Origin of the sequence: Roseococcus sp. SDR (assembly GCF_019083995.1) — a bacterium.
Taxonomy (GTDB): domain Bacteria; phylum Pseudomonadota; class Alphaproteobacteria; order Acetobacterales; family Acetobacteraceae; genus Roseococcus.
The window spans coordinates 1-19,588 of the sequence record NZ_JAHRCU010000022.1; the positions used below are offsets into that span (position 1 = coordinate 1).

Annotated in this window: 18 protein-coding genes; 5 read left to right on the forward strand and 13 right to left on the reverse strand. The window is 69.3% G+C overall.

The window, feature by feature from the left end:
- Positions 1-262 precede the first annotated feature (262 nt).
- Positions 263-2,530, forward strand: a complete 2,268-nt coding sequence (locus tag KTR66_RS20320; protein ID WP_213615840.1) for an NADP-dependent malic enzyme — start codon at positions 263-265, stop codon at positions 2,528-2,530.
- A gap of 38 nt (positions 2,531-2,568) precedes the next feature.
- On the opposite strand, the gene KTR66_RS20325 is transcribed toward KTR66_RS20320, so the two are convergent.
- From KTR66_RS20325 to KTR66_RS20380, 12 genes are all read right to left on the reverse strand, one after another.
- Positions 2,569-3,981, reverse strand: coding sequence for a DUF1254 domain-containing protein (locus KTR66_RS20325; RefSeq protein ID WP_213615842.1), 1,413 nt, complete (start codon positions 3,979-3,981; stop codon positions 2,569-2,571).
- Between the two features lie 155 nt (positions 3,982-4,136).
- Positions 4,137-4,961 (reverse strand): transporter, encoded by an 825-nt coding sequence (locus KTR66_RS20330; protein ID WP_213615844.1) that lies wholly within the window; start codon positions 4,959-4,961, stop codon positions 4,137-4,139.
- A gap of 91 nt (positions 4,962-5,052) precedes the next feature.
- The gene (locus KTR66_RS20335; RefSeq protein WP_213615846.1) at positions 5,053-5,883 is read right to left on the reverse strand and encodes a hypothetical protein; all 831 of its coding nucleotides are present in this window, start codon (positions 5,881-5,883) and stop codon (positions 5,053-5,055) included.
- A 23-nt stretch (positions 5,884-5,906) separates the two neighbouring features.
- The gene (locus KTR66_RS20340) at positions 5,907-6,842 is read right to left on the reverse strand and encodes a tripartite tricarboxylate transporter substrate binding protein (RefSeq protein ID WP_213615848.1); all 936 of its coding nucleotides are present in this window, start codon (positions 6,840-6,842) and stop codon (positions 5,907-5,909) included.
- Positions 6,843-6,858: 16 nt separating this feature from the next.
- Entirely contained in the window at positions 6,859-7,554 is a 696-nt protein-coding gene (locus KTR66_RS20345) for a DUF1028 domain-containing protein (RefSeq protein ID WP_213615850.1), read from the reverse strand.
- 7 nt (positions 7,555-7,561) lie between these two features.
- The gene (locus KTR66_RS20350; RefSeq protein WP_213615852.1) at positions 7,562-9,121 is read right to left on the reverse strand and encodes a hydantoinase B/oxoprolinase family protein; all 1,560 of its coding nucleotides are present in this window, start codon (positions 9,119-9,121) and stop codon (positions 7,562-7,564) included.
- Complete coding sequence (locus KTR66_RS20355) at positions 9,118-11,157, reverse strand: hydantoinase/oxoprolinase family protein (RefSeq protein ID WP_371819184.1); 2,040 nt, start codon at positions 11,155-11,157, stop codon at positions 9,118-9,120. The genes KTR66_RS20350 and KTR66_RS20355 overlap by 4 nt, the downstream gene beginning before the upstream one ends.
- Before the next feature lie 2 nt (positions 11,158-11,159).
- On the reverse strand, positions 11,160-12,113 hold the full coding sequence (locus KTR66_RS20360) for a tripartite tricarboxylate transporter substrate binding protein (RefSeq protein WP_213615856.1): 954 nt from the start codon (positions 12,111-12,113) through the stop codon (positions 11,160-11,162).
- 3 nt (positions 12,114-12,116) lie between these two features.
- Positions 12,117-12,761, reverse strand: coding sequence for a hypothetical protein (locus KTR66_RS20365; protein WP_213615858.1), 645 nt, complete (start codon positions 12,759-12,761; stop codon positions 12,117-12,119).
- Positions 12,762-12,857: 96 nt separating this feature from the next.
- Positions 12,858-13,634: a TorF family putative porin gene (locus tag KTR66_RS20370; protein WP_213615860.1), complete on the reverse strand. Its 777-nt coding sequence runs from the start codon at positions 13,632-13,634 to the stop codon at positions 12,858-12,860.
- A gap of 183 nt (positions 13,635-13,817) precedes the next feature.
- Entirely contained in the window at positions 13,818-14,039 is a 222-nt protein-coding gene (locus tag KTR66_RS20375; protein ID WP_213615862.1) for a hypothetical protein, read from the reverse strand.
- A 152-nt stretch (positions 14,040-14,191) separates the two neighbouring features.
- The gene (locus KTR66_RS20380) at positions 14,192-15,184 is read right to left on the reverse strand and encodes a tripartite tricarboxylate transporter substrate binding protein (RefSeq protein WP_213615864.1); all 993 of its coding nucleotides are present in this window, start codon (positions 15,182-15,184) and stop codon (positions 14,192-14,194) included.
- Between the two features lie 113 nt (positions 15,185-15,297).
- On the opposite strand from KTR66_RS20380, the gene KTR66_RS20385 reads away from it, so the two are divergent.
- The 3 genes from KTR66_RS20385 to KTR66_RS20395 are packed head-to-tail and all read left to right on the forward strand — an operon-like array spanning position 15,298 to position 17,547.
- Entirely contained in the window at positions 15,298-15,924 is a 627-nt protein-coding gene (locus tag KTR66_RS20385; protein WP_213615866.1) for a ribonuclease HII, read from the forward strand.
- Positions 15,925-15,982: 58 nt separating this feature from the next.
- A complete protein-coding gene (locus KTR66_RS20390) occupies positions 15,983-17,062 on the forward strand; it encodes a site-specific DNA-methyltransferase (protein WP_213615984.1) in 1,080 nt (359 codons plus the stop codon).
- The gene (locus KTR66_RS20395) at positions 17,059-17,547 is read left to right on the forward strand and encodes a GNAT family N-acetyltransferase (protein WP_213615868.1); all 489 of its coding nucleotides are present in this window, start codon (positions 17,059-17,061) and stop codon (positions 17,545-17,547) included. Before KTR66_RS20390 ends, KTR66_RS20395 begins: the two co-directional genes overlap by 4 nt.
- Here the strand turns inward: KTR66_RS20395 and dnaN are convergent.
- Positions 17,528-18,655 (reverse strand): DNA polymerase III subunit beta, encoded by a 1,128-nt coding sequence (gene dnaN / locus KTR66_RS20400; RefSeq protein WP_213615870.1) that lies wholly within the window; start codon positions 18,653-18,655, stop codon positions 17,528-17,530. The genes KTR66_RS20395 and dnaN overlap by 20 nt on opposite strands.
- Before the next feature lie 257 nt (positions 18,656-18,912).
- On the opposite strand from dnaN, the gene KTR66_RS20405 reads away from it, so the two are divergent.
- Positions 18,913-19,572 carry a DUF2726 domain-containing protein gene (locus tag KTR66_RS20405; protein WP_213615872.1) on the forward strand — a complete coding sequence of 220 codons (660 nt, stop codon included), beginning with the start codon at positions 18,913-18,915 and terminating at the stop codon, positions 19,570-19,572.
- Positions 19,573-19,588: the final 16 nt, after the last annotated feature.

Below are 19,588 nucleotides of genomic sequence, written 5' to 3' on the forward strand. Positions count from 1 at the left end.
CGCCGGCCGCTTTGCGGCCGGATGATCCTGCGCTCGCCCTCAGACGCCGGGCGCCCACTTCGTGGGCTTGGCTTCGCCGCGCCACGCGCATCCTCGGCATCACAGGCGGTTGGGCGGCGCCGGCCGCCTTGCGGCCGGATGGGATTGCGCGGGCCCTCTGGCGTCGGGTGCCCCATATCACACGCACCGTGCCCTCGCATCTTCCGCGGTTGCTTCCAAGCTTGGCAGGCCGCATCTTCGCTCCGGTTCAAGGGGTTCTGACATGGACGATGATTTCCGCCGCGCCGCACTCGACTACCACCGCTTCCCGCGGCCCGGAAAGCTCGCCATCGAGCCGACCAAGCGCATGGCTTCCCAGCGCGACCTGGCGCTGGCCTACTCCCCCGGCGTCGCGGCCGCCTGCGAGGAAATCGCGGCAGATCCGGCCAAGGCCTGGGACTACACCACGCGCGGCAACATGGTGGCCGTCATCACCAATGGCACGGCGGTGCTGGGCCTCGGCAATATCGGTCCGTTGGCCTCCAAGCCGGTGATGGAGGGCAAGGCCGTCCTCTTCAAGCGCTTCGCCGGCATCGACTCCATCGACATCGAAGTGCAGGCGACGGAGATCGACCACTTCGTCGAGACGGTGGCGGCGCTGGAGCCGAGCTTCGGCGCCATCAACCTGGAAGACATCAAGGCGCCCGAATGCTTCGAGATCGAAGCCCGGCTGCGCGCCCGGATGAACATCCCGGTCTTCCATGATGACCAGCACGGCACCGCCATCATCGTCGCCGCCGCCGTGCGCAACGGGCTGCTGCTGCAGGGCAAGAAGCTCGAGGATGTGAAGCTGGTGAACACCGGCGGCGGTGCGGCCGCGCTGGCTTGCCTCGACCTGCTGCTGACCATGGGCCTGAAGCGCGAGAACGTGACGGTCTGCGACATCGAGGGGGTGGTCTACAAGGGCCGCCCGGGGCTCGATCCCACCAAGGCGCGCTACGCGCAGGACACCACGGCCCGCACCCTGCCGGAGGTGCTGGACGGCGCCGATGTCTTCCTCGGCCTCTCCGCCCCGCGCGTGCTGAAGGGCGAATGGCTGCACAAGCTGGCGCCGAAGCCGCTGGTGCTGGCGCTGGCCAACCCCGACCCGGAAATCCTGCCCGAGGCGGTGCGCGCCGCGCGGCCGGATGCGATCGTCGCGACCGGGCGCACGGACTACCCGAACCAGGTCAACAACGTCCTCTGCTTCCCCTTCATCTTCCGCGGCGCGCTGGATGCGGGAGCGACCACGATCAACGAGGCGATGAAGGTGGCCGCCGTCGAGGCCATCGCCGCACTCGCCCGCGTGGAAGCCTCCGAGGTGGTGGCCGCGGCCTATGGCGGCACGGCGCCGGTCTTCGGGCCGGAATACATCATCCCCAAGCCCTTCGACCCGCGGCTGATCCTGGAGATCGCGCCCGCCGTCGCCAAGGCCGCGATGGATAGCGGCGTGGCGCGCCGCCCGATCGAGGATTTCGACACCTACCGCGCTGATCTCAGCCGCTTCGTCTTCCGCTCGGGCAACCTGATGCGCCCCGTGCAGGAATCCGCGCGCCGCAAGCCCGCACGCATCGTCTTCGCCGAGGGCGAGGACGAGCGCACGCTGCGCGCCGTGCAGACCGTGCTGGACGAGGGCACGGCGGAGCCCATCCTGGTGGGCCGCACGCCGGTGATCGAGGCGAAGCTCAAGGCGCTCGGCTTGCGGATGGCGCTGGGCCAGTCGGTGCGCGTGATGCATCCGGAGGAGCAGCCGGAGCTCTTCGCCCCGCTGGTGGAACTCTACCAGTCCAAGGTCTGCCGGCGTGGCATCACGCCGACGGCCGCGAAGCGCCGCGTCTTCTCACGCCCCACCGTGGCCGCCGGGCTGCTGCTGGAGGCGGGGCATGCGGATGCCGCGATCGTCGGTGGCCATGGCGACTGGATGAGCGAGTGGGAGCATGCGCTCGGCATCATCGGCGCCCGCGCCGAAGTCAGCCGCGCCTATGCCTGCACCGCGGTCATCACGCAGAACGGCACGCTCTTCTTCGTGGACACGCATCTGCTGGTGGACCCCAGCGCCGAGCAGATCTCGGAGATGACGTTGCTGGCCGCCGAGCAGGTGAAGAGCTTCGGCCTGACGCCCAAGGTGGCGCTGCTCAGCCATTCCTCCTTTGGCGCCTCGGGCGCGCCCTCGGCGCGGAAGATGCGCGCAGCGCTGAAGCTGATCCACGCCGCGGCGCCCGATCTCGAAGTGGATGGCGAGATGCATGCCGATGCCGCGCTGGTGCCGCTGATCCGCGCGCGCGCCGTGCCGGATTCGCCGCTGGAAGGCACGGCGAATCTGCTGGTGTTTCCGAACATTGATGCGGCCAACATCGCGTTCAACCTGGTGAAGGCGGTGGCGGATGGCTTGCAGGTGGGCCCCATGCTGCTGGGGATGAACAAGCCCATCCATGTGCTGACGCCAAGCGTGACCGCGCGCGGCATCGCGAACCTGGCGGCCGTCGCCGGCAGCCAGGTCGCGCGGGGATAGGGCGAGAGCGGGCGGGGTGCGCCCCCGCCCGCCCCGGATCAGACCTTGGTGACGGCCGGGATGGTCCAGGTCCCGTCGAGGATCGAGGGGTCGTGCTCGCGCGGCCAGTAGAGGCGCATCATCAGGATGAACTTGCCCGCCGGCGCCGGCAGCCAGTTGGCTTCCAGATCCCGCCCCGGCGAGGCATGCTGGATCAGCAGGTCCACCGAGCCATCCGGGTTGCGCTTCAGATCCTGCCGCGCGCTGATCGAGTAGCGGTTGATCGGGTTCGCCACGAAGAAGTAGTCGGCGTCGTACATGGTGAGCGACCAGAAGCCATCCGCGGGCGGCAGCTGGCCGGGCGGGAAGCGCATCACGTAGCGGTTGGCGCCGTTGTAGTCATGCCCATGCGCATCCTTCAGCGAGGTCGGATAGACCGCATCCTGCGGGCGGTTGGCGCCGAGGCCGATGGCGGTGACCAGCGCGCGCATCAGATAGTCCGTGCCGTAGATGCCGGTGCGCGTGGTGAAGGCCCAGCCGTTCCTGTCATTCACCGCCGGGTTGATCCGGAACTGGATCATGATGCGGTCGAAGGAGACGGAGGGGATGCGGCTCGCGAAATCGGCGCGCAGCTTGCTCGCGTCGAAATCCTGGCCGGGGACGAGGCCGATCCGCGCGAAGCGCGCGACATGCGGCGCATCGGCCGGGTTGGGCGGGTTCGTCTTCATGAGCTGCGCGAGCAGGGTGAAGTACTCCACCGCGCTCATGCGGTTCACCTGGTCGCGCACGGCGGTGCGCATGTCGATGGACGGGTCCACGCGGCCCGGCGGCGGCGTATAGGGCCGGCCATAGGCGCTGAGCGGCACCAGCGAGACCTGGTCCTGCAGCGCATGCACCTCGCGGTAATCCTCGGGCGTGCCGGTGCAGTAGATGCGGCCCAGCAGCCAGACCATGTTGGTGCGCGACTTGTACTCGGTGACGCCGGCGGGCAGCGTGCCGCGCCAGCCCGGGCCGGTGATGGCATAGACCTGCGGGCCGGTGCCCGTGGTGCGCTTGCCCGGCACCTGGAACACCGTGGTCCAGCCATCCAGCAGCGGAAACAGCGCGTAGCGGCCCTTCATGTCGGGCAGCGAGAGCACCATCGGCTCCTGCCCCACATCGAAGAAGGAGGTGGTGTAGAGCGTGTCGGCGTTGGGCGCCGTGACGTCGCGGAAGCTCGAGTTCGGGTATTCGCGCAGCTTGATGATGTGGCCCATCGGGCCGCGCGTGCCCTGCACCGCCGGCACATTGGTGACGATGCGGCGCGTCATCTCCATCGTCACCAGCGGATAGCCGTAGACATAGGCCTCGCTCGCCAGCCAGAAATCCTCCATGCCCTCGAAGAGGCGCAGGCCTTCGGCCAGCGCGCCGGTGGTGGGAGCCATGCCCATGAGGCCCATCCCGGCCAGCGCGGAGCGGCGTGAAATCGTCATACGTTTGTCCTTCCTGGTCCTGGCTGGCGCGACCGCGTGCCGCCCCTACCCCGGGGGGCTTTATTTGCCCCCTCATCCAAACAGAGGATGCAAAATTTGGCTAAGCGACGCCAGTGAAAGCCGCATGGAGTTTTCGCCATGCGGCGATGCGTGGCTCAGCGCGGAAAGAGGAAGGAGAGCTGGAAGCGGATCTGCCAGGAGGCGGCGTCATCCGGCCGGACGACGTTGTAATAGGCGCCGAGCTGCGCGTTCACCGCCTGGCCGTGGACGCGGAAGACCTGGCCCAGCGCGAGCCCCACCGGGACCGTCCATTGCTGCCCGCTGCGCGCCATCCAGTTCGCCGTGATGATGGGCGAACTGGAGAGGTAGGTCCCGGGCGAGTGCGGGAAATTGTAGTTGATGAAGGGCTGCGTGGTGAAGGTGTTGTAGGAGTTGTAGCGATTGCCGCCGAAGGACCAGACATTGTTCACCAGCGCGCCGATCACCCAGGGCCCGCGCATGGTGAGCGCCACGGCGGAAGGCCCGGCACCCCAGATGTTGCTGCCCAGCGCCTGATCCGTCGTCGTCGGGATCTGCAGGATCGGCCCGGCACCCCAGATCAGGCCATCCATCGGCCGCGCGGGCGAGAGGAAGGCGGTGAATTGCGTCGCACCCAGGCCGAAGGTGGTGCCCTGCCCCGGCATCATGCCCGGCTGCGACATCACCGGCAGGATGGTGCGGGTGATGAGGTTCCAGTCGCTGTTCAGCGAAAACGGCACCACGGGCTGGATGTTGAGGATGTTCTGCGTGTGCTTGCGTGGGCCCGCATCCAGGTTCGTGTTGTTCTGGAAGGGCAGGCTCGACATGTTGGCCACGGGGTTCTGCACCGCCCGGGCCAGCGCCGCATTGCTGTTCGGGTCTTCCGCATGTGGCTGCGCCAGCGCGGGAAGCGCGGCGACGCACAGGAGCGCTGCCGCAGCGCGAAGGAGGGGAACGGCCATCTCGCTGAACCTCGCTGCCGGTACGTCGCATGGCAGTTCATGCACCATCAGCATGGTCCCGTGCCTTGAGGTGCCGCAAGCCGCTGCGGATTCAGCGCGGAAACAGGAAGACGAGCTGGGCGCGCACCTGCCAGGCGGGCGCATTGTCCGGCCGGATCGCGTTGTAATAGGCGCCGAGATTGGCGTTCATCGGCTGGCCATGGACGCGAAAGACCTGCCCGAGCGCCAAGCCCACCGGCACCGTCCAGCGCTGCCCCGGCGGCGCCAGCCAATCCGCCGTGATGAGCGGCTGGGTGGAGAGATAGGTGCCCGGCGAATGCGCGAAATTGTAGTTGATCAGCGGTTGGAAGGTGAAGGTGTTGTAGGCGTCCTGCGGCCCGCCGCCGAAGGACCAGACATTGTTGAGCAGTGTGCCCACCACCCAGGGCCCGCGCATGGTGAGCGCGATGCCCGACGGCCCGGCACCCCAGACGCGGCTGCCCAAGGCGGGCTCGGTCACGGTCGGCGCCTGCACCAGAATGCCCGCGCCCCAGCCGATGCCCGCCGTCTGGCGCGCCGGTGAGAGGAAGAAGGAACCCTGCGTGGCACCCAGCCCGAAGCTGCTGCCCTGCCCCGGGGAGAGGCCGGGCTGGGAGGTGACGGGGAAGACGGTGCGGGTGATCAGGTTCCAGTCGTCATTCAGCCCAAAGGGCAGCACCGGCTGGATGTTGAGGATGTTCTCCGTCTGCTTGCGCGGCCCCGTGCCGAGATTCGTATTGTTCTGGAAGGGCACGCTGTAGACCTTGGCGAGCGGGTTCTGCGCGATGCGCGCGAGCGCACCGAGGCTCAGCTGCTCGTGCGGATGGCCCTGCTCCGGCCCGACGGCCTGGGCGGCGGCGGGCAGGCTGGCGGCCGCCGCGATCACGATCCTCCACACCGACAAGCCTGGTCGCTCCCGCCTCGCGCTCAGCCGCGCAGCGCGGCGCCGAAGCGCGCATAGCCGTCGCGGATGGACTGCGTATAGGCATCGGCGCCGAGATAGCCGGGCACGGCGTAGATGCGGCGCAGCGCCTCGATGAAGGCGGGGTCCTGCGTCGTCTCGCGGATCACCTCCTGCCACCAGAGCACGGCCTGGCGCGGAATGCCGGGCGGGCCCACCACGCCATAGGCCACCGCGTCGGAGAGCGGGTAGCCGAGTTCGCGGAATGTCGGCACCTCGGGGTGGCCGGGCACCTTGTTGGGGCCGGTCTCGGCCAGCAGCCGCACGGCGCCCTGGGCCAGCATCGGGCCGAAATCGGCCGAGGCCACCGCGTCGATGTGCCCGCCGATCATGGCGGCGATGGCCTCGGCACCGCCGCGGAAGGGCACGGTGCTGGTCTGCACGTTCTCATGCCGAAAGGCGGCCTCCACCAGCACCTCGGCGAAGCCGCGCGAGCCCGTCGTGCCCCAGGAGAGCTTGCCCGGATTGGCGCGGGCATAGGCGAGCAGGTCCGCCCAGCTGCGCAGCGGGCTGTCCGTCTTCACATAGACGGCGAGCGGGTGCCCGCTGATCTGGCCGAGGCCGGTGAGCTGCCGCGGGTCATAGCCCAGCTGCTGCTGGTGCGGGATGATCCAGAGCGCGCTGACGGAGCCCAGCGCCACCTGCGTGCCATCGGGCGTGGCGCGCGAAATGCGCTCGAGCGAGAGGGCGCTGCCGGCGCCGGGGCGGAAATCCACCACGGTCTGCACGCCGCGCTTGGCGCGCGCGGATTCCGAGAGCTGGCGCATCACCATGTCGCCCACGCCGCCAGGGGCGAAGCCCACGGTCAGCGTCAGCGTGCGGTTGCCGGGAAAGGCCTCCTGCGCGTGAATGGCCGGGGCGGCGAGCGCTCCAGCCAGGATCAGGGCATCGCGGCGCTTCATGCGGGGCTCCTCTTCGTCAACGATGCGCGGGCGGGTGGCCGTTGTCGGCCAGCCATTTGCTGTGCGTCGCCAGGCGCGGATTGTAGGGCCGCTCCTGGAAATAGGGCAGCAAGGGTCGGAAGCGATCGAGGATGCTGCGCAGTTCGTGCACCGGTGTGTCGTGGAGGTCGACGCGCAGGTCGAGATAGCTGAAGGGCTCGTCCGCATAGATCAGCATGGCGGAGGAGTTGAGCGGCTTGTGCTCGCCCCCCGCATCGCGCCCGGCTTCCAGCGCCAGCATGAGGCGCAGCTCGATCGGCTCCTCCACGCTCGCGGTGAGCGAGGCGGCGATGGCGGGCACCACGCCGTCATTGGCCAGCGCATTGCCCATGGCGACGAAGCCGGCACCCAGGATATGCGCCGCATGCACGCCATTGCCCGCGCCGGTGAAGCCGGCCGCATGGCCATAGGCATCCACCACGCCGATCTGTCGCAGGTCACGCTCGGGGTCGCCCGTCGCCAGTTCCTCCACCACCTTGGGCGCGTGCAGCCCGAGGCCGATCAGGCGCGCGCAGGTCAGCGTCAGGCGCGGATCGGCGATGGCCTGCACGCCGGCCGCCCCCATGCGCGGCACCACCACGGGGCAGCGATTGCCGACGGCGATGGAGCTGGTGGCCATGGCCACGCCCAGCATCTTCGTGCGCGGGCAGCGCAGGACGGCGGTGAAGGTCATCGGATCTTCACTCCTTCTCGGGCGGGTGCATGCCGCCGCCGCCCGGCATTTCGACGATCAGCCGGTCACCCGCCGGGATCACCTGGAAGCCCTTCGCCTTCAGCGTGGCGCCGGAGGCGAGGCGCACCACGCCCCGCGCGCCATCCTCGCCGCCATGGCGGCCGCGCGCGGGGTGATGCACGCGCTCGAAGGTCGCGAAGATGCCGAAGGCCTCGCCGTGGCGATGCGCCACTTCCATGATCTGCCCATCGCCGCCGCGATATCGGCCCGCACCGCCCGAACCGTCGCGCAGATCCTTCCGCCAGACGACGATGGGGGCGACCGTCTCCGTCACCTCCACCGGCACGTTCTTCACGCCGGAGGGATAGGGCGTGGCGGAGAGCCCATCCTGCGCGGGGCGGGCACCGGCGCCGCCCGAGTGGAACATCGTCACCATGAAGGGGCGCTGCGTGCCGCCCGTCAGCCCTTGCCCCGCGCCGAGCTTGAGGTTCCAGAGGTTGGACGTGCCCTCGGCCGGGACGCGGCCGGGCAGCGCCTGGTCGAGCGCGCCGAAGACCACGTCAGGCAGCATATGGCCCATGGTGCTGCGGGCGTTCACGGCCGCGGGCGAGAGCGCGTTGAGGATGCTGCCCTCCGGCGCCGTCACGCGGATCAGGTCGAGCGTGCCGGCATTGTTCGGAATCTCGGGGCCGATGATGCAGCGGATGCCGAAGGCGGTGTAGGCATCGGTGTAGCAGAGCGGGCAGTTGATGCCGAAACCGCTCTGCGCCGAGGTGCCCGTGTAGTCCACCGCGATATGGTCCTCCGCGATGGTGAGTGTCGCGTGGAGGTCGATCGGCGCCTCCATGCCGTCAATGCGCATATGGCTCTTCCAGCTGCCTTTCGGCAGCTTCGCGATCTCCGCCAGCATCGCGGCCTCGGAGCGCGCGATGATGTGGGCGCCGAGCACTTCGAGGTCATCCAGCCCGTTCTCGGCCAGCATGGCGGAGAGGCGGCGCTCGCCCGTCTCGTTGCAGGCCATGAGCGCGTAGAGATCGCCCTCCACCTGCACCGGCTCGCGCACATTCACGCGGATGAGGTTGACCAGCCAGGGGTCCACAACGCCCTGGCGCGCCAGTGGCATGATCGGGATGCGCAGCCCTTCGTGAAACACCTGGCGTCCATCGGGCGAGAGGCCGATGCCGCCGATATCCACCACATGCACGGTGCAGGAAAACAACCCGACCAGCTTGCCCTTGTGGAAGGCGGGCGAGGTGACGACGACGTCGTAGAGATGGCCGGTGCCCTGCCAGGGATCATTGGTGATGTAGTGGTCGCCTTCCTTCATGGTCTCGGCGGGAATGGCGGCCAAAAAATGCTTCACGCTGCGCGCCATGGAGTTCACATGGCCCGGCGTGCCGGTGACGGCCTGGGCCAGCATCCGGCCCTCGACATCGAAGACGCCGGCCGAGATGTCGCCCGCCTCGCGCGCGCTGGTGGAGAAGGCGGTGCGGACCAGGGTGCGCGCCTGCTCCTCGACCACGGAGAGCAGGCGGTTCCACATCACCTGGAGGCGGATGTCGTTCATGGCGCGAACTCCAGCACGATCTGCTCGGCAGCGTTGATGGCGGCGGACCAGCCGGCGGGGACCACGGTGGTGGTCTCGTCCTCGATGATGAGGGCGGGGCCCGGCACGCGCGCGCCGGGCTTCAGCGCATCGCGGGGCTGGATGGCGGCACTGCCGGTGAGGCCCGTGGCGGGGTCCACCAGCGGGCGCTGCTGCGCGGCGGAGGGTGCCGCGTGCGACGCCACCTCGCTCAGCCGTTGCGGCGGAGCCACGGGGTTGGAGAGGGCCAGCGCCCAGGTCATCACCTCGGGCTGCAGGCCCGGAATGGCGCGGCCGAAGATGCCGCGATAGGCGGCGGTGAAGGCCTCCTGCAGCGCGGCGGCGCCGATGCCGGCGGTGATCGGCACCGCGATCTCATGCCCCTGGCCGCGATAGCGCATGAAGGCGGTGCGGGCTTCGACCAGGCCCTCGCGCGGCGCGGCCTGCAGCACCACCTCCTCGGCCTCGCGGCGCATCTCGGCGAACATCGCCTCCAGCGCCGCCTCGTCCAGCGCATCGAGGCGCGTGTAGCGCGTGCGGACCACCTCGAAGCCGATGGGCGCCTGGAGGAAGCCATGCGCCGAGCCCACGCCCGCGCCGCGCGGCACCAGCACCCGCGTGATGCCGAGCTTCTGCGCGAGGCGCGCGGCATGCAGGGGTGCCGCACCGCCGAAGGCGATCATGGTGCGCCCGGCCGTGTCCTCGCCATTCTCGACGGCGTGCACGCGGGCGGCGCTGGCCATGGTCTCGTCCACGATTTCGGCGACGCCGACGGGCGCATCCGTGCCAAGCGGCGCGAAAGCGTTGCGCGCGGCACCTTCGTCGAGCGGGATGGTGCCGCCCGCGAACATCGCAGGGTCCAGGCGGCCCAGCAGCAGGTCGGCATCGGTGACAGTGGGCGAGGCACCGCCCAGGCCGTAGCAGGCCGGCCCGGGCGCGCTGCCGGCGGAATCGGGACCGACCTGGATACGGCCCAGCGCATCGCGCCGCGCGATGGACCCGCCGCCCGCACCGATCTCCACCAGTTCGATCACTGGGATGCGGATCGGCAACCCGCTCCCCTGCACGAAGCGATAGGCGCGCGCCACCTCGAAGCTGCGGGCCATGTGGAAGCGGCCATCGTCAATGAGCGTGAGCTTCGCCGTGGTGCCGCCCATGTCGAAGGCCAGCACGCGGGAAAGCCCGTTCTGCGCCGCGACATGCCGCGCGAGGATGGCGCCGCCCGCCGGGCCGCTCTCCACCAGCCGCACCGGGAAGCGTCGCGCGGCGGCGACGGTGCAGAGCCCGCCGGAGGACATCATCATCAAGACCGGTGCGGCGATGCCCTGCGCGCGCAGACCCTCTTCCAGCCGCGCCAGATAGCCATCCATCAGCGGTCGCACATAAGCGTTCGCGAGGGTGGTGCTGGCGCGGTCATATTCACGCACCTCGGGGCAGACCTCGCAGGACAGCGAAAGCGAGACATCCGGCAGGAGGGCGGCGAGAAGCTCCGCCGCACGGCGCTCATGCGCGTCATTGGTGAAGCTGTGCAGGAAGCAGATGGCGAGCGCCGTCACGCCATCCGCGCGCGCCTGCTGCGCGACCTCATGCAATGCGGCCTCGTCCAGCGGCAGCAGAACGCCGCCATCGGCCGCGATGCGCTCGGGCACGGTGTAGCGCAGCGCGCGCGGGGCGAGCGGCGGGGGGCGCTCCATGGTCAGGTCGTATTGCGCGAAGCGATGCTCATAGGCGATCTCGACGCTGTCGCGGAAACCCTGCGTCGTCAGCAGCGCGGTGCGTGCGCCCTTGCGCTCGATCAGCGCATTGGTCGCGAGCGTGGTGCCGTGCAGCACCAAGGAGAGCGCGGAGGCTTGTACGCCAGCGGCCGCGAGCAGATGGCGCGCGCCTTCCAGCACCGCGCGCTCCGGCGCATCGGGCGTGGTCAGCAGCTTGTGCGAATGCGTGCGGTGCGGGGTCTCGAGGACGAGGTCGGTGAAGGTCCCGCCGATATCCACGGCGAGGCGATGGGCTGACGGCACGCTCAATCCCCGATCCTGATATTCCCGGTGCGCACCACCCGCGCCCATGTCTCGCTGTCGGCGCGCAGGAAGGCGAGGTAGTCGGCGCGCGACATGGTCGCGGGGTGCAGCCCGGCCTCGTCGAAGCGGCGCTTCGTGTCGGGTTCTGCCATCACGCGCAGCACCTGGGCACTGATCGCATCCAGCAGCGCATCCGGCGTGCCGGCGGGCGCGGCGAGCCCATACCAGTTCTCGGCGACATAGCCGGGCACCGCCTCGATGGCCGCGGGCGTATTGGGCAGCAGCGGCCAGCGCTCGGGCGAGGTGACGGCCATGGCGCGCGCCTGCCCGCCCTGAATCAGGCCGAGCGTCGCCGGGTCGCCGTAATAGGCATCCACCACGCGGGCGGCGAGGTCGTTCAGCGCCGGGCCGGTGCCGCGATAGGGCACATGCTCGATCGAGACGCCGGCCAGCTGGTTGAACAGCTCGCCCGCCAGGTGCTGGCTGGTGCCCGGACCACCGCTCGCGTAGCGCAGGCCGCCACGACGCGCGAGGGCCAGGAACTCCGTGAGATTCGCCGCCGGCAGGTCGGTGCGGACGGCCAGGATGAAGGGCATGCGCACGAGGCGCGTGATGTGGCCGAGGCCCAGCGCGTCATAGGGCAGACGCCGCAGATGCGGGCCGGCGGTGATGGTGCCCGCGCCGGTGAGCGAGAGCGTGTAGCCATCGGGTGCGGCGCGCGACATGGCCTCGACGCCGATCACGCCGCCCGCGCCGCCGCGGTTCTCCACCACGATGGTCTGGCCCACGGCGCGGCCCAGCGGCTCGGCCAGGAGGCGCGCGGTCAGGTCCACGCCGCCGCCCGGCGGGAAGGGCGCGATGAGGCGGACAGGGCGGTTCGGCCAGGCGGGCGCCTGGGCACGCGCGATGGCCGGCGCGGCGAGAAGGGCAGCGAGGGCCCGGCGGGAGAGGGTCATGGCTCAGCGTCCTGGCATGTTGAGGCCGGGCGGCGGGATGGCCGTGCCGCGCGGCATGCCCCCGGCGCCGATCTGCGCGGGCGGCGGGAGTTGCAGGTTCTGGTAGCCCGAAGGGCGCTGGAAGCGTGCTGCGTCCTGCGGGCCGAAGCTCACCTGGATGGCTTCCAACAGGCCGGGTACAGGGCCCGTGGCGTTGCGGGAGAGCGTCTCGCTGCGCAGCATCACACCATCGGTGGTCAGACAGATGCGCGCCGCCTGGCCTTGCTCCTCCACGCGCCAGTTCACGCAATCCGTATTGGCGATTCGCGCCGGGCCCTCGCGCGTGAAGCGCGCCTCGGCGCTGGGCGCCATGCGCGCGGCGATGGGTGTGGCCGGCATGTCGAGGATCATGCGTTGCGCGGCCATGGCCATGAAGGCGGTGCCGCCCCCCATGTCGAGGACGATGAAGCCCTGGTCCCCCGGCATGTCCATGCGCATGAGACGCCGCTGGGCAAGCCAGGACATGCGCATCTCGCCGGGCGGCGCGCCCTCGGCGGTGACGCGATAGGTGACGGCGACGTCGCGCGCGGGGGTGAGGGTGGGGCGCTCCTGAGCCATGGCAGGGGCGGCAAGGGCCAGGAGAAGGAGAAGGGGCGCTGCGGGCTTCATGAACCAGCCTTCCGATGGGGAAGGCAGAGCGTCCGCCCGCCCCAGCGCCGGGTCAACACCCGGCGGCCGAGAGAAGCCGCCGGGCGCCATGCGGGCTCAGAACCGGAAGGCGATCGAGCCCAGGGCGCGGGCGCTGCAGATATTCTGCGCCGTGCCGTAGATGCAGTCCTGCTTGCTGATCGAGGTGTCGTAGTAGCCGACGCTCGCCACGATGGTGCCGATGTTCTCGATGGCGAATTCGCGGGTCAGGGCGATGGACCACCACGCGTAATCCGGCGTGCCGAAAACCTGGTTGCGCTGGATCCACTGGTAGCCGAGGCGGCCGCCCAGGGTCAGGTCCCAGACGCCCGTCTTCCAGTCGGCGCCGCCTTCGACATAGAAGCCGTCACCCGAGCGTCCGAAGAAATTGGGCGAATAGTTGAAGGCGCCCAGCAGGTTCACCGGGCCGATCTCATAGGTCGCCTTCACGTAGATTTCCGCGTAGTCCAGCACGGGCGAGAGGCCGCCGGGCGGGCGGTTGTAGCCCGGATAGAGGTAGCCGATGCCGCCGAAATCCAGGTTCACGCCACCGAGCGTGACGCGGTAGCCGCCATAGACGTCCACCTCCTGCCGCGCATCCAGGCCCTCGAAGCTGACATTGGAGATGAAGCCGCCGACATAGACGCCGCTGGTGTGCACCGCCTCGGAGGTGGCCTGATAGGCCATGCGCGAGCGCGTCTGGCTGATGCCGCGGAAGAGATAGTCGCTGGCGAAGGTGCCGGTGGTGGTGACGGTGATGCCGCTTTCACCGATCGGGATCTGGGCCTGGGCCGGCTGCATCGCGGTGAAACCCGCCAGCGCGGCGCAAGCGAGAAAGATTTTGCGGATGGGCATGGAACCTCCGGGAAGTTGGAAGGGCGTCGCGTTCCAACATACCGCAGCGCACAAATTCGCCGCATCAAGAAGGCGTCATTTTGAGGCTCCAACCACATCAAGCGCGCATAAATGCGGCAGAACCAATTCGGATGGACAAAAAATGAGCATGGCGCGGCGAGCGCCATGCCTGGAGCGCCCGCGTCAGACCCGAAGGTCGAGCAGCGAGCCACGCGGCAGGGGCTTGCTCGGCGCGGGAGGCACCGCCTCCAGCCGGCGTTGGGCCACCGGTTCGGCGGCGAGGCCAGCGCCCTCACCCGGCATCTGGCGGCGGATGGCGGCGGCCTCCCCGACCGGGCGCTCCGGCAGGCGGTTCTGGGGGGCGACCTCCTTGGCGAAGGCCGCGAGGGAATTGGTGGTGATCATGCGCACCACCTGCCACCGCAAGGATGAAGGCTTCGTGAACCGACGGCCGGAATTCGATCCGGCCGCGGCGATGAGGCGGTTGCTGATCATGCCCGGGACCATGCGGCCCCGGGCCGTTAACACTCCAGCAACCTATGGATGTATCGTGAAGATCACTCGACGCGGATGTTCTTCTCGTTCACCAGTTGCGCCCATTGCACCCGCTCGCGCGCGGCGAAGGCAGCCAGTTCCTCCGGCGTCGAAGGCTCGGGCGCGCCCGCCTGCTGGCGGAACACCGCCAGCGTCTGTTCGTTGCGCATGCCCTCGCGCACCGCGGCATTGAGGCGCGCGACGATCGGCGCAGGTGTGGCGCGCGGCGCATAGAGGGCAAGCCAGAGGCCCGTCGCGAGCGGCACGCCCAGCTCGGTCAGCGTCGGCACATTGGGCGTGAGCTCGATGCGCGTGGGATGGGCCAGGGCCAGGATGCGGGCGCGGTTGTCCACCGCCAGGCTGTTCGCGCCGCCGACCGGCAGCATCATGGAATCCACCTGGCCGGAGGCGACGGCCTGCATGCCCGGCGCCTGGGCGGCGAAGGGCACATGCAGCTTCTCGAAGCGCTCGGAGCGGGCCACGAATTCAAAGGCGAGATGCGAGGAGGAGCCCACGCCCCAGGAGGCATGGCTGAGCCGCCCGGCCTCGCGCCGCGCCTCACGGATGAAGCTCGCGTAATCCGTGATCTCGCGGCGATGGGCGCCGACCATGAGCGCGAAGGGCACCCGCGTGACCATGGAGATCGGCACGAAATCGTTCTCGTCGCTGTAGGGGAGCGAACGGAAGGTGGAGCGGTTGATGGCGAAGGTGTCGGTGATCCCCATGGTGATGGTGGTGCCATCCGCCGGCGCGCGGGCGGCGACGAGGGTGCCCACCGTGCCGTTGGCGCCCGGCCGGTTCTCGACCACCACCGGCTGACCAAGCGCGCCCTGCAGGCCGACCGCCATGCCACGGCTGATGACATCCGTGATGCCACCCGCCGCATAGGGGACGATGATGCGGATGGGCCGGTCGGGCCAATTGGCCGGGATCGCCGGTTGAGCCAGGGCGGATTTGCCGGCAAGCAAGCCGGTGGCGCTGGCGGCCAACAGGCCGCGGCGGGAGGTCGGAAGCATGGATGTCTCCAAGATGGATTATTGGTTACCGAAAAGTCATGTAGAAATATTCATATTCCTCTGCAAGAGGGTTTCGGCGCCGTCACAATTCGTGATCGGAAGCCCGCGGCGCCGTGCCTGACTTCAGCCTCGAGCAAGCCGCGGGCGGCCTGGTCGCCGGGCTGGATGAGGCGGGGCGCGGGCCGCTCGCCGGCCCGGTCATCGCGGCCGCCGTCGTCTTCCTGGGGCCCTGCCCCGCGCCGCTGGCCGCGCTGCTGGATGACAGCAAGCGGCTGAAGGAGGCGGCGCGCCGCGAGGCCGCGCTCGCGCTGCGCGCCGCGGCGCGCGAGGGCATCCTGGCCTTTGCCCTGGGCGGCGCCTCGGCGGCGGAGATCGGGCGGATCAACATCCTCGCCGCCTCGCTGCTGGCGATGCGCCGCGCGTTGCTGCGCCTGCCCGTCACGCCAGACCTCGCGCTGGTGGATGGCAACCGCCCGCCCGCCCTGCCCTGCCCGGTGCGCTGCGTGGTGGGCGGCGATGGCAAGAGCCTCTCCATCGCCGCCGCCTCCATCCTGGCGAAGACCGCACGGGATGGCGGGATGGCGCGGCTCGATGCGCGCTGGCCGGCCTATGGCTTTGCGCGGCACCAGGGCTACCCCACGGCGCAGCATCGCGCCGCGTTGCTGGAGCACGGCCCTTCCCCGCATCACCGCCGCGGCTTCGCGCCCGTGGAGGAGGCCTTCGCGCGGCACCGCTGTTGACGGCGCGACTCCGCGTCACGCATGTTCAGGCCTTCGATTCGCAAGGGAATGCTTCGACTTGGGCGCTGGCCTCGAGATACCGCTCGACAGGATCCTGCTGGGCGACTGCATCGAGACCTTGCGCGCCCTGCCGCCCGCCTCGGTGCATGCCGTCTTCGCCGACCCGCCCTACAATCTCCAGCTCCGCGGCACGCTGCACCGGCCGGACCACAGCCTGGTGGATGCGGTGGATGACGCCTGGGACCAGTTCTCCGATTTCGCCGCCTATGACGCCTTCACGCGCGAATGGCTGACCGAATGCCGCCGCGTGCTGCGCAAGGACGGCACGCTCTGGCTCATCGGCAGCTATCACAACATCTTCCGCCTCGGCACCGCGCTGCAGGACCTCGGCTTCTGGATCCTGAACGACGTCATCTGGCGCAAGGCCAACCCGATGCCGAATTTCCGCGGCCGGCGCTTCACCAATGCGCATGAGACGCTGATCTGGGCCGCGCGCAGCGAGGACGCGAAATACCGCTTCAACTACGCCGCGATGAAGGCGCTGAACGACGATTTGCAGATGCGCAGCGACTGGTACATCCCGCTCTGCACCGGCAATGAACGCCTGCGGGACGAGGCCGGGAACAAGCTGCACCCGACGCAGAAGCCCGAGGCGCTGCTGCACCGCGTCATCCTCTCCTGCACGCAGAAGGGCGATGTCATCCTTGACCCCTTCAGCGGGTCTGGCACCACGGGCGCGGTGGCGAAGCGCCTCGGCCGGCGCTTCATCGGCATCGAGCGCGAGCCCGCCTATGCCGCCGCGGCCGAACGCCGCATCGCCGCCATCCAGCCGCTGGGCGATGTCGAGACCGCGCCGACACCCACCCGCAAGGAACAGCCGCGCATCGCCTTCGGCAGCCTGGTGGAGCGCGGGCTGGTGCAGCCCGGCGCCACGCTGACCGACCGGCACCGCCGCTGGGCCGCCCAAGTCTTCGCCGATGGCACCATCGCCTGCGGCACGGCGCGCGGCTCCATCCACGGGGTCGGTGCGGCGGTGCAGGAAGCGCCCTCCTGCAATGGCTGGACCTTCTGGCACCTGGTGCAGGCGGATGGATCGCTGAAGCTGCTCGACCTCTTCCGCACCGAGCTGGCCGGATGAAGATCCACACGGGCTGGTTTCCCGGCGTGGTGGGCGACATCGCCGCCCTGCATGCGCGGCATTACGCGGCGAGCCACGGCTTCGGGGCGGTGTTCGAGGCAAAGGTGGCGCGGGAGCTGGGCGCGTTCCTTACCAAGCCGGCTTCATCCGGCGATTTCTTTCGCGCGGTGGAGCGGGATGGGCACGCCCTGGGGTCCATCGCGCTGGAGGATGAGGGCGAGGGCCTCGGCCATCTCCGCTGGTTCATCCTGGATGCGGCGCTGCGCGGCAGCGGGCTTGGCCGGCGGCTGCTGGGCGAGGCGTTGGATCACGCGCGGGCGCGGGGCCTCACGCGCGTCTATCTCTGGACGCTGGATGGCTTGCCGGCGGCCGCCCGGCTCTATGCCGAGGCGGGCTTCGCCGAAGCCGAGCGGCTGACCGCCACCCAATGGGGCAAGGCGGTCACCGAACTCAGGCTGGAATGGGTCAGACCCGCATCGGCATGAGGACGTAGAGCGCGTCGTCATCCGCGGCGTCCTGCACCACGGTGGGCGCGCTGCCATCGGAGAATTTGAAGCGCAGCGTCTCGCCCACCTGCTCGGTGATGTCGTTCAGGTAGCGGGCCTGGAAGCCGATCTCGATGGGCGAGGCCGCATAGGTGACCAGCCCTTCGTCCAGTTCCTCGCGCGCCTCGCCCTGCTCGGCGCTGGACGCCGTGAGCAGCAGGTTGTCGCTGGAGATGCTGAGCTTCACCGGGCGCGAACGCTCGGAGGAGATGGCGGCCACGCGGCCCACCGCCTGCGCGAAATTCTGCGTACGGACTTCCATCACCTTGTCATTGTTGCGCGGGATCACGCGCTCATAATCCGGGAAGGTGCCGTCGATCAGCTTGCTGGTCAGCGTCACGGTGCCGACGCGGAAGCTGATCTTGGTGTCGGAGAGGCGGAACTCGATCTCGTCGCGCGTCTCCTCGGCCAGCTTGTTCAGCTCGTTCACCGTCTTGCGCGGAATGATGACGCCCGGCATGGCCGACGCCCCATCCGGCAGGTCGGTCTCGACCCGGGCCAGGCGGTGGCCGTCGGTCGCGGCGGCGCGCAGCTTGCGGCCGGAGGCATCCTCGGCCACGTGCAGGTAGATGCCGTTCAGGTAGTAGCGGGTTTCCTCGGTGCTGATGGCGAAGCGGGTGCGGGCGATCATGCCGCGCAGCTTGCCGGCCTCGAGCTTGAACTGATGCGGCAGCGCGCCCTCGGTCATCGAGGGGAAGTCCTCGACGGGCAGGACGGGCAGGCTGGTGCTGAAGCGGCCGGCGCGCAGCGTCAGCGGCGCATCGCCGCCCTTGTGGTCGAGTTCGACGGTGGCGCCATCCGGCAGCTTGCGGACGATTTCATAGAGCGTCGCGGCCGGGGCGGTGGTGCGGCCAGGTCGGGCCACCTGCACGCCGGGCACTTCCTCGACGATGGCGATTTCCATGTCGGTCGCGGTCAGGCGCAGCGCGCCGTCTTTCGCGTCGAGCAGGATATTGGCCAGGATGGGGATGGTGTTGCGGCGCTCGACCACGGATTGCGTGTGGCCGAGGGCCTTGAGCAGGATGGCGCGCTCAACGCTGAACTTCATCTGCCGGTCCCTTGTATCCTGCGGATTCGCTGCCTCGCGGCACGTTTGCTGTAGCATTGCGGCGCGGTGGGGCAAAGCTGGCTTGTACGGGGGCGCTGCCCTCCCGTACCTCCCCGCTGCGAAATGCCGCTTCGGCAACGGGCTTTCCGAGGGAAATCAACCCCCAAAACAGGATCCCGGACTGTATGGGCAGGGGGCCACCACCCCGACCTTACGAGACCGATGACCGGACCGATACATCGGGATAGGCTCCCGCAATGTCTCGCCAATCGGCCGCTCCGCCAGAAATGCTTGCCGTTGTGGTCATCGCCCTGATCGTCCTGGGCATTTGGGCTGGGATCAGGATAGGACGGATCCGGTTCAGCTGGCGGGGCATGACATGGCGCAAGCGAGGCCCCTCACGCGGGAGCTACGGCCTGGGTTCGAGACGCTGGGGCAACGGCGAATGGTCAGCCAAGGCGGAACGTTTTCCGCCGAACAGGCTGGACGCCGCTGACCAGTTACGCGTTGTCATGACCGCGGAATACACCGCGCAGTCGCTGCTGAACGGAAGCGAAGCACGGGTGCTGAAGGAACTTGAGCGGTTCGTTGGTGACTGCGATCCGCGCTGGAGAGTGATGGCGCAGGTCTCCCTTGGTGAAATCCTGACCAGCCCGGACCCGGCAGCCTATGCCGCCGTCAACTCCAAACGGGTGGATCTTCTGCTCGTGGACGGCGACTACGTGCCTCGCCATGCCATCGAATATCAGGGATCGGGACACCACCAGGGATCGGCAGCCGCGCGAGACGCCGTGAAGAAGGAGGCGCTACGCCGCGCCGGAATTGGCTATCATGAGGTCATCGCCGGACAGACCACACCGGCAGAGCTGCGTCGGCTGGTCGAGCGTCTCGTTCCGAAGCCGACTTCGGGACAGTAGAGCGCACCGCGGTATC